The organism is Paraburkholderia sp. J7 (assembly GCF_905220155.1).
Taxonomy (GTDB): domain Bacteria; phylum Pseudomonadota; class Gammaproteobacteria; order Burkholderiales; family Burkholderiaceae; genus Paraburkholderia.
In genome coordinates, this window is sequence record NZ_CAJMYZ010000001.1 from 173,255 (window position 1) to 186,223 (window position 12,969).

The 12,969-nt window shown below is 65.5% G+C and carries 11 protein-coding genes; 10 read left to right on the plus strand and 1 reads right to left on the minus strand.

The window, feature by feature from the left end; genetic code table 11:
• Positions 1-2: 2 nt before the first annotated feature.
• The 6 genes from U5A58_RS00800 (at position 3) to U5A58_RS00825 (ending at position 7,618) form a co-directional block, all read left to right on the plus strand.
• Positions 3-1,409 (plus strand): DUF3108 domain-containing protein, encoded by a 1,407-nt coding sequence (locus tag U5A58_RS00800; RefSeq protein WP_321959943.1) that lies wholly within the window; start codon positions 3-5, stop codon positions 1,407-1,409.
• 417 nt (positions 1,410-1,826) lie between these two features.
• The gene (pcaD, locus tag U5A58_RS00805; protein ID WP_321959944.1) at positions 1,827-2,615 is read left to right on the plus strand and encodes a 3-oxoadipate enol-lactonase; all 789 of its coding nucleotides are present in this window, start codon (positions 1,827-1,829) and stop codon (positions 2,613-2,615) included.
• A gap of 189 nt (positions 2,616-2,804) precedes the next feature.
• Positions 2,805-3,062 (plus strand): DUF3567 domain-containing protein, encoded by a 258-nt coding sequence (locus tag U5A58_RS00810; protein WP_158756783.1) that lies wholly within the window; start codon positions 2,805-2,807, stop codon positions 3,060-3,062.
• A 214-nt stretch (positions 3,063-3,276) separates the two neighbouring features.
• Complete coding sequence (locus U5A58_RS00815; RefSeq protein ID WP_321959945.1) at positions 3,277-4,347, plus strand: homocysteine S-methyltransferase family protein; 1,071 nt, start codon at positions 3,277-3,279, stop codon at positions 4,345-4,347.
• Positions 4,348-4,409: 62 nt separating this feature from the next.
• The gene (gene metH, locus U5A58_RS00820) at positions 4,410-7,127 is read left to right on the plus strand and encodes a methionine synthase (protein WP_321959946.1); all 2,718 of its coding nucleotides are present in this window, start codon (positions 4,410-4,412) and stop codon (positions 7,125-7,127) included.
• A gap of 287 nt (positions 7,128-7,414) precedes the next feature.
• Positions 7,415-7,618 (plus strand): acid-shock protein, encoded by a 204-nt coding sequence (locus tag U5A58_RS00825; protein WP_321959947.1) that lies wholly within the window; start codon positions 7,415-7,417, stop codon positions 7,616-7,618.
• A gap of 170 nt (positions 7,619-7,788) precedes the next feature.
• On the opposite strand, the gene U5A58_RS00830 is transcribed toward U5A58_RS00825, so the two are convergent.
• On the minus strand, positions 7,789-8,115 hold the full coding sequence (locus U5A58_RS00830) for a DUF1840 domain-containing protein (RefSeq protein ID WP_321907526.1): 327 nt from the start codon (positions 8,113-8,115) through the stop codon (positions 7,789-7,791).
• Between the two features lie 349 nt (positions 8,116-8,464).
• Between U5A58_RS00830 and argS the strand changes: the two genes are divergently transcribed.
• The 4 genes from argS to U5A58_RS00850 all read left to right on the plus strand — a co-directional run bounded on the left by argS (position 8,465) and on the right by U5A58_RS00850 (position 12,815).
• Positions 8,465-10,249, plus strand: coding sequence for an arginine--tRNA ligase (argS, locus tag U5A58_RS00835; RefSeq protein WP_321959948.1), 1,785 nt, complete (start codon positions 8,465-8,467; stop codon positions 10,247-10,249).
• A 79-nt stretch (positions 10,250-10,328) separates the two neighbouring features.
• A complete protein-coding gene (locus tag U5A58_RS00840; RefSeq protein WP_321959949.1) occupies positions 10,329-11,183 on the plus strand; it encodes an SPOR domain-containing protein in 855 nt (284 codons plus the stop codon).
• A 190-nt stretch (positions 11,184-11,373) separates the two neighbouring features.
• The gene (locus U5A58_RS00845; protein WP_321907522.1) at positions 11,374-12,027 is read left to right on the plus strand and encodes a thiol:disulfide interchange protein DsbA/DsbL; all 654 of its coding nucleotides are present in this window, start codon (positions 11,374-11,376) and stop codon (positions 12,025-12,027) included.
• 11 nt (positions 12,028-12,038) lie between these two features.
• Positions 12,039-12,815 carry an SDR family oxidoreductase gene (locus tag U5A58_RS00850; protein WP_321959950.1) on the plus strand — a complete coding sequence of 259 codons (777 nt, stop codon included), beginning with the start codon at positions 12,039-12,041 and terminating at the stop codon, positions 12,813-12,815.
• Positions 12,816-12,969 lie beyond the last annotated feature (154 nt).

Sequence of the window (12,969 nt, forward strand, 5' to 3'; positions counted from 1 at the left end):
CGATGTCCACCCCCGCCGCCCCGCGCGAGGCACGCCGCCTCGACACCGACTCACGCAGCTCGCAGCGCTCGCGCGCGTGGCGCTGGGTCGGCGTGTTCGTCGCGGTCACGGCGCTCCATTGGCTCGCGGCCGAATGGTTCGAGCGGCATCACGGCGCGCCGCCGCCGGTCGCGCACGTGCGTGTGCCAGTGCAGGTGGCGCTTCTCAAGCCCGAGCGCATCGAGCGCGAGGCACGGCCCGCGGGCCCGGCGGCGGCGCCCGCGCATGCCGCGCCCAAACCCGCGCCGAAGCCTGCGGAGCCGCATACGCTGCATGCTGTCGCGCCGCCGAAACCGCACCCCAAAGCGCCTGCCTCGCCGCCGGATACGCAAGCGGCGCCTGCGCCCGCGGCCGCTTCAGAAGCCGCCGCGAGCGCCGACGGCTCGAGTGACAAAAACGGCACGGCAAGCGCCGCGCCCGGCAACGGCAACGGCAAGCAGCCTTCGGCGCAAGCCACGCAGGCCTCGCATGGGCTGAAGTTTTCGGTGCCCCCATCGGGCGAACTGCAGTACGACACGTTCTATAACGGCGTGCGCAATCAGCCCGGCACGATCCACTGGTCAAGCGACGGGCAAGCCTACGAGATGGTCGTGCGCGTGCCCCTGCCCTTCGTCGGCGAGTTCAGCTGGACGAGCAAGGGCCGCGTGGACGCCTTCGGCCTCGCGCCCGATCAGTACATCGAAAAACGCGGCCATCGCCCTTCGGATGTGACGATTTTCAATCGCACCGACAAGCAGATCGTGTTCACGCGCACGCCCAACTCGCTCGCGCTGACCGACGGCGCGCAGGACCGCTTCAGCATGGTGATGCAGCTCGCGAGCCTCGTGCGCGGCGACCCCGACGCGTACAAACCGGGCGTCACGCGCGAGTTCTATGTCGCGGACAACGACAGCGGCGAAACCTGGCCCATCACCACGATCGGCGACGAAACCGTGAGCACGGATCACGGCTACGTCACGGCTCGCCACTTCATGCGCCTGCCGCGCCGCGAGGGCGACAAGCGGCGCATCGACGTGTGGCTCGCGCCAGCGCTCGGCTGGCTGCCTGTGCGCCTCGTGCAGACCGAGCCGAGTGGCAACCAGTTCGAACTGGTGTGGCGTGGCGCGCTGACGGTGCCGAGCGCTGCGAACGCGCCGACGCCCGAGCCCTCAACGGCCGCGCCCACGACCGCCGCGACGCCCAACGCCACACCCGACACAACATCGCCACAATCCGCAACACCGCAGACTGCGCCAGAATCTGCGCCGCAGCCGCAATCGCCAGAGCAACCGGCGCCACCCGCCAATGCGCAGACAGAATCACCGTCGCAACCGTCCACGGATGACGAACCGTCCCCCGCCTCGCCGGGCGCAACACCCGAGCATCCCTGAGCGCGCCACCGCACGCAAACGCACGCATCGCTCGATCCAGCCGGCCCGCTTCACGACACAAACGCGTGAAATGGCGCATACTGGAATCGAGCCATGCGTCAAGGATCGCAAGGCGTTGCGCGCAGCATGAAGGGCCAAAAACAAGCAGACGAAACACGGCAACACGACACCGCGCGCAACTAGCGAATCAACGAACGGACCAGCACCAGCAAACCGATACAACGCTGCAAACGACGGACAAAATCGGCACAGCACAATAAACAGCGCAGCAAACAGGGACGCGACACACAAGCTAACGAACATCGCATCGCGCATCGTCTGCGCGCCCCAGGCGCGCGGATTGCTCCACCAGCATCGCGTGCATGCAGTACCTCGCAAACGGCTTGACTCCCAGCCTGGAAGGCGAAGGAGGAACCCATGCAAGTGACTGTCAACGGCATCGATACGCACTATGTCTTCGACGACAGGAGCGGTGGGCCCGCGCTGGCGTTCATTCATCAACTGGGCGGCGACCTTGGCGTGTGGGACACGCTCGCCGGACATTTCCGCCATCGGCACAGCGTGCTGCGCTATGACGTGCGCGGGCATGGCGCAAGTGCGGTCGCAAGCGAGCCCTTCGGCTTCGTGGATCTCGCCGCCGACCTCGATGCGCTTTTCGACGCAACGGGCGTCGAGCATGCCCATCTCGTTGGCATGTCGATGGGCGGCATGATCGCGCAGCAGTTCGCGCTCGATTACCCCGAACGCGTAACGACGCTCACGCTTTGCGACACGTCGAGCCATACGCCGCCACAAGCGCGCGAAACATGGAACGAGCGCGCCGCCACCGTGCGCAGCGACGGTCTTGGCGCGCTCGTCGACGCGACGATGGCGCGCTGGTTCACCGCCGACTTCCGGCACACGCATGCGCCGACTGTCGAGCGAATTTGTGACGTTTTATTACGGACCCCTGCAGAAGGCTATGCGATGGCCTGCGAGGCGCTACGCGATTTCGACGTGGAAAAGAGGCTCGCGCAACTGCGCGTGCCAACGCTCGCCGTGGCAGGCCGCCATGACAGCGGCACGCCGATGGCCGTGACGCAGGCGCTGGCAAGAGCGATAGAAGGGTCGCATTTCGTGGTGCTCGATGCCGCGCATCTGGCCCCGGTAGAGGAGTCTCACCGTTTCACCGCGTTGCTAGAAACGTTTCTCAAGCAGTTGGTCTAAGCAGTTCGAAGTAATAGTTCGAAGCAAATGCATCATGGCAGTGGCAGCAGACGCAGTTGAGAAGTGAAGTATAAAAAGGGAGAGCAGTCCACATAAGAGGTGATGCGGGACCCACCCCTTGAATTCCAGAACGAACGCTCCAAGTATTGACCGAGAAGGTCAGGGAGCACAGGAAAAAGGAGTGTCGCCATGCAAATGATCTACAACAGTCCCAACTATTGCGTCGTCGAGTTCCCACCGCAGGACGGCCACAGCGCCATGCGCGCAGGCGGCTACGAGATCGTCGACAAAAACGCACGCCGCGAGATCTTCATCGACGGCGTGATGGCGGCACGTTTTCGCGAAGACGTGCAAAAACTGATGGACGCAGACCAGTCGCTCGACGAAGTCGACGAATTCCTCGGACAGTTCGACAGCCTCATGCAGCAACCCGTTGTGCTTCACTGACGCTAGCGCACCCCGCGGCACTCAACGCGCAGCGTCCTTCACACGAAACCCCGCCCGGCTTGCCTGGCGGGGTTTTCTTTTGGCCGCTTCGTTTGCCCTTGCACGCACGCCGCCACGGTTGCTCGCGCGCGACGCCGCGGGCAGCGGCCCATTGCCGCAGCGGCTACAATATGAGGTTTCCCAGTTCAACCGGCACCACGCCCGCCCGCGATCCATGAACCAGCCCGCAGCCCTTGCCTCGCGCCCCGCCGGGGACGCCAAATACACGCGCGGCGCAGCGCTTCCCGCGCTGCTCGCCTCGCGTATCGTGATCCTCGACGGCGCAATGGGCACGATGATCCAGCGCTACAAGCTCGACGAAGCCGCGTATCGCGGCGAGCGCTTCAAGGACTACCCGCGCGACATCAAGGGCAACAACGAACTGCTCTCGCTTACGCAACCGCAGATCATCAGCGAGATTCACGAGCAGTATCTCGCGGCGGGCGCGGACATCATCGAGACCAACACGTTCGGCGCGACCACGGTGGCCCAGGACGACTACGGCATGGGCGAGCTGGCCGTCGAGATGAACATCGAGTCGGCGAAACTCGCGCGCGCCGCGTGCGAGAAGTATTCGACGCCGGACAAGCCGCGCTTCGCAGCGGGCGCAATCGGGCCGACGCCGAAAACGGCGAGCATCTCGCCCGACGTGAACGATCCGGGCGCGCGCAACGTCACGTTCGAAGAGCTTCGCCGTGCGTACTACGAGCAGGCGAAGGCGCTCATGGATGGCGGCTGCGACCTCTTTCTCGTCGAGACGATCTTCGACACGCTCAACGCCAAGGCCGCGCTCTTCGCGCTCGACCAGCTCTTCGAAGACACGGGCGAGAATCTGCCGATCATGATCTCGGGCACCGTTACCGACGCCTCGGGCCGCATTCTCTCGGGCCAGACCGTCGAGGCGTTCTGGAACTCGCTGCGCCATGCGAAGCCGCTCACGTTCGGCCTGAACTGCGCGCTGGGCGCGGCGCTCATGCGCCCGTACATCGCCGAGCTGGCGAAGCTGTGCGACACCTACGTCTCGTGCTATCCGAACGCGGGCCTGCCCAACCCGATGAGCGACACCGGCTTCGACGAAACGCCCGCCGACACCTCGACGCTGCTCAAGGAGTTCGCGAGCGCCGGTCTCGTGAACGTGGCGGGCGGCTGCTGCGGCACGACGCCCGAGCACATCGCGGCTATCGCGAAGGCGCTTGCCGAAATCAAGCCGCGCCGCTGGCCCGGCCAGTACCGCGACGCTGCCTGAGAACCCGTTCGACCGCTGCTCCCGAGTCCCGCTCCAAACAACATACGATCCGGTCCCACGCCATGACTGACCATACCCTGCGCCTTTCCGGCCTCGAACCCTTCAACGTGACCGAAGGCACGCTGTTCATCAACGTGGGCGAGCGCACCAACGTGACCGGCTCGAAGGCCTTCGCGCGGATGATCCTCAACGGCCAGTTCGACGAGGCGCTCGCGGTGGCGCGCCAGCAGGTCGAAAACGGCGCGCAGGTCATCGACGTCAACATGGACGAAGCCATGCTCGACTCGAAGGCGGCGATGGTGCGCTTCATGAACCTCATCGCCTCCGAGCCCGACATCGCGCGCGTGCCGATCATGATCGACTCGTCGAAGTGGGACGTGATCGAGGCGGGCCTGCAGTGCGTGCAGGGCAAGGCCATCGTCAACTCGATCTCGCTCAAGGAAGGCAAGGAGCAGTTCGTGCATCACGCGAAGCTGATTCGCCGCTACGGCGCGGCGAGCGTGGTGATGGCGTTCGACGAGCAGGGCCAGGCCGACACGTTCGCGCGCAAGACCGAAATCTGCAAGCGCTCCTACGACATCCTCGTGAACGAAGCGGGCTTTGCACCCGAGGACATCATCTTCGACCCGAACATCTTCGCGGTGGCCACGGGCATCGAAGAGCACAACAACTACGCGGTGGACTTCATCGAAGCCACGCGCTGGATCAAGCAGAACCTGCCCTACGCGAAGATCAGCGGCGGCGTGTCCAACGTGTCGTTCTCGTTCCGCGGCAACGACCCGGTGCGCGAGGCGATCCACACCGTGTTCCTCTACCACGCCATTCAGGCGGGCATGGACATGGGCATCGTCAACGCCGGCCAGCTCGGTGTGTACGCCGACCTCGACGCCGAGTTGCGCGAACGTGTGGAAGACGTGGTGCTCAACCGCCGCGACGACGCGACCGACCGTCTGCTCGAAATCGCCGACAAGTTCAAGACGGGTGCCGCGAAGAAGGAAGAGAACCTCGAGTGGCGCAACCAGCCCGTCGAGAAGCGCCTCGCGCATGCGCTCGTGCACGGCATCACGAACTTCATCGTCGAGGACACCGAAGAAACGCGCGTGAAGATCATGGGCGCCGGCGGCCGGCCGATCAACGTGATCGAAGGCCCGCTCATGGACGGCATGAACATCGTCGGCGACCTGTTCGGTCAGGGCAAGATGTTCCTGCCGCAGGTGGTGAAATCGGCGCGCGTGATGAAGCAGGCCGTGGCGCACCTCATTCCGTTCATCGAAGAAGAAAAACGCCTGCTCGCCGAATCGGGCGCCGACGTGCGCGCGAAAGGCAAGATCGTCATCGCGACCGTGAAGGGCGACGTGCACGACATCGGCAAGAACATCGTGTCGGTCGTGCTCCAGTGCAACAATTTCGAAGTGGTCAACATGGGCGTGATGGTCCCGTGCAACGAGATCCTCGCAAAGGCGAAGGTCGAAGGCGCGGATATCGTCGGCCTCTCGGGGCTCATTACGCCCTCGCTCGAAGAAATGGCCTACGTCGCGAGCGAAATGCAGCGCGACGACTATTTCCGCGTGAAGAAGATTCCGCTGCTGATCGGCGGCGCGACCACCTCGCGCGTGCATACCGCGGTGAAGATCGCGCCGCACTACGAAGGCCCGGTCGTGTACGTGCCGGACGCGTCGCGCTCGGTTTCCGTGGCGTCGAGCCTGCTTTCGGACGAAGGCGCGACGAAGTACATCGACGAACTGAAGACCGACTACGAGCGCATTCGCGAGCAGCACGCCAACAAGAAGGCGCAGCCGCTCGTGACGCTCGAAGAGGCGCGCGCGAACAAGACGAAAATCGACTGGGCGAACTTCCAGCCCGTGAAGCCGAAGTTCATTGGCCGCCGCGTGTTCAAGAACTTCGACCTGAACGAACTGGCGAACTATATCGACTGGGGTCCCTTCTTCCAGACGTGGGATCTCGCCGGTCCCTATCCGCAGATCCTCAACGACGAGATCGTGGGCGAGTCGGCGCGCCGCGTGTTTTCCGACGCGAAGTCGATGCTTGCGCGCCTGATCCAGGGCCGCTGGCTGCAGGCCAACGGTGTGATCGCGCTGCTGCCCGCCAACACGGTCAACGACGACGACATCGAAATCTATACCGACGAATCGCGCAGCGAAGTCGCGCTCACGTGGCGCAATCTGCGCCAGCAGTCGGTGCGCCCCGTGGTGGACGGCGTGATGCGCCCGAACCGGTCGCTCGCCGACTTCATCGCGCCGAAGGACTCGGGCGTGGCCGACTACATCGGCATGTTCGCGGTCACGGCGGGCATTGGCGTGGACGTGAAGGAAGCGCAGTTCGAGAAGGACCACGACGACTACAGCGCGATCATGCTCAAGGCGCTCGCCGACCGCTTCGCGGAAGCGTTCGCCGAAGCGATGCACGCGCGCGTGCGCCGCGACCTGTGGGGCTACGCGGCCAGCGAAACGCTCGACAACGACGCGCTGATCGCCGAGAAGTACGCGGGCATTCGCCCGGCTCCCGGCTACCCGGCCTGCCCGGACCACCTCGTGAAGCGCGACATGTTCGACTTCCTGCAGGCGGGCGAAGTCGGCATGAGCGTGACGGAATCGCTCGCCATGCTGCCGGCCGCGAGCGTTTCGGGCTTCTACCTCGCGCACCCGGACAGCACGTACTTCTCGGTGGGCAAGATCGGCCAGGACCAGCTCGCCGACTACGCGCGCCGCACGTCGCTCTCCGACGAGGACGCCCGCCGCGCGCTCGCGCCGCAGCTTTAAGCTTCAATTCACAGACGGTACCGCGCGCCGCCCTTGTGCGGCGCGCTTCTCCCTGCTGCGCTCCCTCCGCTTCACTACCCCCGTTGTCACCGCCCGACATACGCCATCCGGCAAGGTGAAAATTACGCGCGCGCAATTTTTCGGCTTTGTAAGATGGCCCGGCAAGACCCTCGTATGACCCGGCAGCACCTGCATGACGCCCGGCCACACACGGCAACGCCGCGCCGGCTCGATCATCAGCAAATCCTTAAAACGCAAAATCGAAGCAACCTCGACGGAGAAATCGTATGAAGAAGCTGATGTTGATGTTGACCGCCTTCGGCGTGGCGGCGCTTGCGCCGCCGTCGTTCGCCCAGCCGGCCGCGCCGGAGCAGGCGAGCCCGGTGACGTCGTATTCGGCGCCCACCGAAAAGCACGTGAAGAAGCCGAAGAAAAAGAAGGTGAAGAAGTCGGAGGCCTCCGCTGCCGAGCCGGCGGCCGCCAGCGAGTAACCTGCGGCGAAGGCGAACGAAAAGCAAAAGAGCCCGCACATTGCGGGCTCTTTTGCTTTTGAAACACCGGATCAGGCGGTCGCGTTCAGGCGCCCGTCACGATCTGGCCGGTGCGTGCATTGAACGCACCACGACCACTCGCTTCGACGCTCAGACCGCGAACAGTAAGCTCAAATGCCCCACAGAACGTCGTTGTCTTCCTTCTTCGCGGCGCGCAGCATATCGAGGAAAGGAAAGGCGCGTTGCGCGAGGCCGACCGGCAGTTCGTGATGGGCGTGGTCATCCTCGCCTTCGTGAAAGTGGCCTTCCTGCTCGTGGCGCTCTTTCTTGTCCGTGGCGATAGCCGCTTCGAGCTTGCTGATGGCGGTGTCGAGTTCGTCGTGGGTAATCACCCCGCGCGGACCGAGCCGCTTGCCAATGATGCCGAGAAGGTACTGTGCGAGGTTCTCCAGCATCGTGACGTCAGGCGCCGCGTGACATTTGAAAGTAACCAGCATGTCTGTTCCCTTTATGATTTTTTCGGATCTGCGCGTGACGTTCAGCCCTGCGAAGCCTGATGGGCCAAGGCGGCCCGTGTCGCGCTACCTCATTTCACATATTAGCACCTGCTAAAATCCGTCAGGACGGAATTACCCGCAGGGCGCGGCACCCGGACGTTCTGGCGTCGAAGACGCCGCCACGCCGCCTGCCGCAACGAGGCCGCCCGCGCATTGGCGCACGGTAGGCGGCCTGCCGCAAGGCTGACGCGCCCTCACCCGTATTCGGCGGTCCACGCCGGCAGCCAGAGGCCACATGCCTGAAGCGCCGGCCCCGCATCCCATTACCCGCACAGGACTTGCAACCAGCATGCTGCCCGCACAGAAACACACCCTGGAGACCCTGCTCGCGCAAGCCGTAGCCCAGGTGGCGAAGGCCACCGAAGGCGCGAGCGAAGCCGCATTCGTCGTGCCCGCGATCACGCTCGAGCGCCCGAAAGTCGCCGCGCACGGCGACGTCGCCTGCAACGTCGCGATGCAGCTCGCCAAGCCCATGCGCGCGAACCCGCGCCAGCTCGCCCAGCAGATCGTCGACGCCGTGCTCGCCCAGCCCGAGGCCGCAGGCCTCGTCGAGGCGGCCGAAGTGGCCGGCCCCGGCTTCATCAACCTGCGTCTCACCGCGAACGCGAAGCGCGCCGTGATCGGCGCCGTGTTCGAGCAGGACGAGGCATTCGGCCGTTCGCAGCGCGAAGCCGGCCGGCACGTGCTCGTCGAGTTCGTCTCGGCCAATCCCACGGGCCCGCTGCACGTAGGCCACGGCCGTCAGGCCGCGCTCGGCGACGCCATCTCGAACGTGCTCGCCTCGCAGGGCTATGACGTGCATCGCGAGTTCTACTACAACGACGCGGGCGTGCAGATCGGCAACCTCGCCGTCTCCACCCAGGCGCGCGCACGCGGCTTCAAGCCCGGCGACGCCGAGTGGCCCGAAGCCGCCTACAACGGCGAATACATCGCCGACATCGCGCGCGACTATCTCGCGGGCGAAACCGTCGCGGCCAAGGACGGCGAGCCCGTCACGGGCGAGAAGGATCCGGAGAACCTCGAAGCGATCCGCCGCTTCGCCGTGGCTTATCTGCGCCACGAGCAGGATCTCGATTTGCAGGCGTTCGGCGTGAAGTTCGATCGCTACTACCTCGAGTCGTCGCTGTACACGGAAGGCCGCGTCGAGAAGACCGTCGAGGCGCTGGTCGCGTCGGGCGAAACCTACGAGCAGGAAGGCGCGCTGTGGCTCAAGACCACGGACTACGGCGACGACAAGGACCGCGTGATGCGCAAGTCCGACGGCACCTACACCTACTTCCTGCCGGATGTGGCCTACCACGTCACGAAGTGGGAGCGCGGCTTCACGAAGGTCATCAATATCCAGGGCTCCGATCACCACGGCACGATTGCACGCGTGCGCGCGGGCCTGCAGGCGCTCGGCATCGGCATTCCGAAGGGATACCCCGACTACGTGCTGCACAAGATGGTGACGGTGATGCGCGACGGCCAGGAGGTGAAGATCTCCAAGCGCGCGGGCAGCTACGTGACGGTGCGCGACCTGATCGAATGGTCGGGCGGCGCGAACCCCGGCAGCGAAGTTTCGCCGGACCTGCTCGACGAGGCCACCATCCGCCGCGGCCGCGACGCGGTGCGCTTTTTCCTGATCTCGCGCAAGGCCGACACCGAATTCGTGTTCGACATCGACCTCGCGCTGAAGGAAAACGACGAAAACCCGGTGTATTACGTGCAGTACGCGCATGCGCGCATCTCGTCGATTCTCGGCGACTGGCAGGGCAAGTTCGGCGGCAATCTGGCCGCGCTGCCCAAGGTCGATCTCGCGCCGCTGTCGAGCGAGCGCGCGCTCGCGCTCATCGCGAAACTCGGCGAATTCCCCGACATGCTCACGCATGCCGCCAGCGAACTCGCGCCGCACGCGGTGGCGTTCTACCTGCGCGAACTCGCCGCTGAGTTTCACTCGTTCTACAATGCCGAACGCGTTCTCGTCGACGACGCCGCCGAGCGCGACGCCCGCGTCGCCCTCCTCGCGGCCACGCGCCGGGTGCTCGCGAACGGCCTGGCCGTGATCGGCGTATCCGCGCCGGAGCGCATGTAACGAGACGCGCGAGACCCGCGCACAGAAACATGTTTGGGGCCGCCGCCTCGCGCGGACGGCCATTCCAGGATTCTCTTGTTTGCAGGTGATTCAGACGATGGCAAAACCGCGCCGCACTACAAAACAGCAGTCGAAGCAGTCCGGGGGAACCTTTCTCGGCATCGTGCTGGGCCTGATCGTCGGCCTTGCGATCGCGGTGGTGGTGGCGCTCTACATCACGCGCGCGCCCACGCCGTTCGTCTCGAAGGTCGCGCCGCCGGCCGCCTCCGACGTCAGCCAGAACAACGAGCAGGTCGACCCGAACCGCGCGCTGCAGGGCAAGTCGCCTGGCCAGCCGGTGCCGCAGGCGGCGCAAAGCACGCCGCCCAACACGGCGCCGGGCCAGACCACGAACCAGTCGCAGTCCTCGGGCATGCTCGAAGAGCCGCAAATCGTCGAAGTGCCGCCCTCGGCTGCGAACAACAACAGCGCCAATGGCGTGGCCGTCGCGCCGCAGCCGTCGACGGGTGAAACCGTCACGGGCGGCACGGCCATCGCGAAGAAGCCGCAGTCGGCCAGCAACTCGAACAGCGCGAACAACGCGACCAACCCGGCGCAGATTCTCGCGGGCAACCAGCCGCAGAAGCCCGCCAACGCGGTGCCGACGCCCCCGGCCGCCAAGCCCGGCAGCGCCACGCCCGCACCGGGCGACGCCAACACCGGCTACTTCCTGCAAGTGGGCGCGTACAAGACTTCCGGCGACGCCGAGCAGCAGCGCGCGCGCCTCGCGTTCCAGGGGTTCGAGTCGAAGGTGACGCAGCGCGACGCCGGCGGTGTGACGTACTATCGCGTGCGCATCGGTCCGTTCACGAAGTTCGACGACATGAACTCGACGCGTCAGCGCCTGTCCGATGCCGGTATCGATACCGCCGTCATCCGCTTCACGAAGCAGTAATCGCCGTTCCGCGCCGCGCACCCCGCGGCGCGGCGTCCTCTACGAGCAGCACCCCGGCAGCACCCCGGCAACAACCTGGCAACACCCAGGCAAAACTCGCGCAGCACCCGCCCGCGCCTCGTTCGCGCGAACGGCGTCCTGCGGCAAACAACCGGCCGCGGCCGGTCCAAGAACAGTGGATTTCTACGCCATGAAACGACTTCTCGGTACGCTTTTTCTCTCGCTTTCGCTGATCGCCGGTGTGGCACACGCCTCCGCTGACGCCCCCGTGGCCGGCAAGGACTACACGGTCCTGAAAACGCCTCAGGCGCTCGACGTGCCCGCGGGCAAGATCGAGGTGATCGAGTTCTTCTGGTACGGTTGCCCGCACTGCAATGCGTTCGACCCGTTCCTCGAATCGTGGATCAAGAAGCAAGGACCGGACGTCGTGTTCAAGCGCGTGCCGGTGGCATTCCGTGACGATTTCATCCCGCATTCGAAGATGTACTACGCGCTCGACGCGCTCGGCCTCGCCCAGAAGCTCACGCCGGTCGTGTTCCACGAAATCCACGTGAACAAGAACTACCTGCTCACGCCGGAAGAGCAGGCGAAGTTCCTCGCCACGCAGGGCGTCGATTCGAAGAAGTACATGGAAGCGTACAACTCGTTCTCGACGCAGAGCGCGCTGCAGCGTGACAAGGCCCTGCTCGATTCGTACAAGATCGACGGTGTGCCGACCATCGCCATCCAGGGCAAGTACGAAACCGGTCCGGCCATGGTCCAGGGTCCGGAAGACAAGGCGCTGCCGGGCACGCTGCAGGTGATGGACTTCATCGTCTCGCAGGTCCGTTCGAAGAAGATGTAATGCACAGCGCCATGCAAGACGCGCCACTGAAGGTCTTCATCACCGGCGCGTCGAGCGGCATTGGCGCCGCGCTCGCCGCCGAATACGCGCGGCAGGGCGCCGTACTCGGGCTCGTCGCGCGCCGCGGCGAGGCCCTTGCCGGCTTCCGGCAGTCCCACCCCGATCGCCTCATCTCCATCTATCCCGCCGACGTGCGCGACGCCGATGCGCTCGCCGCCGCCGCGCGCGACTTCATCGCACAGCACGGCATGCCCGACATCGTCATCGCCAACGCAGGCGTGAGCCGCGGCGTGCTGACGGGCGAAGGCGACCTCGCCACGTTCCGCGATGTGATGGACACCAACTACTTCGGCATGGTCGCCACCTTCGAGCCGTTCGCCTCCGCCATGGCGAAAGCGAAACGCGGCACGCTGGTGGGCATTGCGAGCGTGGCGGGCGTGCGCGGGCTGCCGGGCTCGGGCGCGTACAGCGCCTCGAAGGCCGCGGCGCTCGCCTATCTCGAAGCGCTGCGTGTGGAAATGCGTCCGTTCGGCGTGCCGGTGGTCACAATCGCGCCCGGCTATATCCGCACGCCCATGACGGCGAAGAACCCCTACCGCATGCCCTTCCTGATGGATGCGGACCAGTTCGCGGCAAAGGCCGCGCAAGCCATCGCACGCGGCAGCGCGTTCGCGGTGTTCCCCTGGCCGATGCGCGTGGCCGCCACGATGCTGCGCGCGCTGCCGCGCTGGGTCTACGACCGCGTGTTCGAAAAAGCGCCGCGCAAGCCGCGCACCGCGAGCCACTGAGGCTCGTCTCATGGCGCGGGCCGCCCCTTGGCCCGCGCGCCGGACACTCGCCCGGCGAGCCCATGCCATATGGGTATGTGGATTAAATTGTTGTCTCGGCATTTTCCCTTCGATAAGCTTGCCTCGTCCGGGCGCCCTTCCTGGCCTTCCCGCC

What these genes read in the sequence shown, in the direction of transcription:
- U5A58_RS00800 (WP_321959943.1), top strand. Translation starts at nt 3, where the DNA reads ATGTCCACCCCCGCCGCCCCGCGCGAGGCACGCCGCCTCGACACCGAC.
- pcaD (WP_321959944.1), top strand. Translation starts at nt 1,827, where the DNA reads ATGCAAGTGACTGTCAACGGCATCGATACGCACTATGTCTTCGACGAC.
- U5A58_RS00810 (WP_158756783.1), top strand. Translation starts at nt 2,805, where the DNA reads ATGCAAATGATCTACAACAGTCCCAACTATTGCGTCGTCGAGTTCCCA.
- U5A58_RS00815 (WP_321959945.1), top strand. Translation starts at nt 3,277, where the DNA reads ATGAACCAGCCCGCAGCCCTTGCCTCGCGCCCCGCCGGGGACGCCAAA.
- metH (WP_321959946.1), top strand. Translation starts at nt 4,410, where the DNA reads ATGACTGACCATACCCTGCGCCTTTCCGGCCTCGAACCCTTCAACGTG.
- U5A58_RS00825 (WP_321959947.1), top strand. Translation starts at nt 7,415, where the DNA reads ATGAAGAAGCTGATGTTGATGTTGACCGCCTTCGGCGTGGCGGCGCTT.
- U5A58_RS00830 (WP_321907526.1), bottom strand. Translation starts at nt 8,115, where the DNA reads ATGCTGGTTACTTTCAAATGTCACGCGGCGCCTGACGTCACGATGCTG.
- argS (WP_321959948.1), top strand. Translation starts at nt 8,465, where the DNA reads ATGCTGCCCGCACAGAAACACACCCTGGAGACCCTGCTCGCGCAAGCC.
- U5A58_RS00845 (WP_321907522.1), top strand. Translation starts at nt 11,374, where the DNA reads ATGAAACGACTTCTCGGTACGCTTTTTCTCTCGCTTTCGCTGATCGCC.
- U5A58_RS00850 (WP_321959950.1), top strand. Translation starts at nt 12,039, where the DNA reads ATGCAAGACGCGCCACTGAAGGTCTTCATCACCGGCGCGTCGAGCGGC.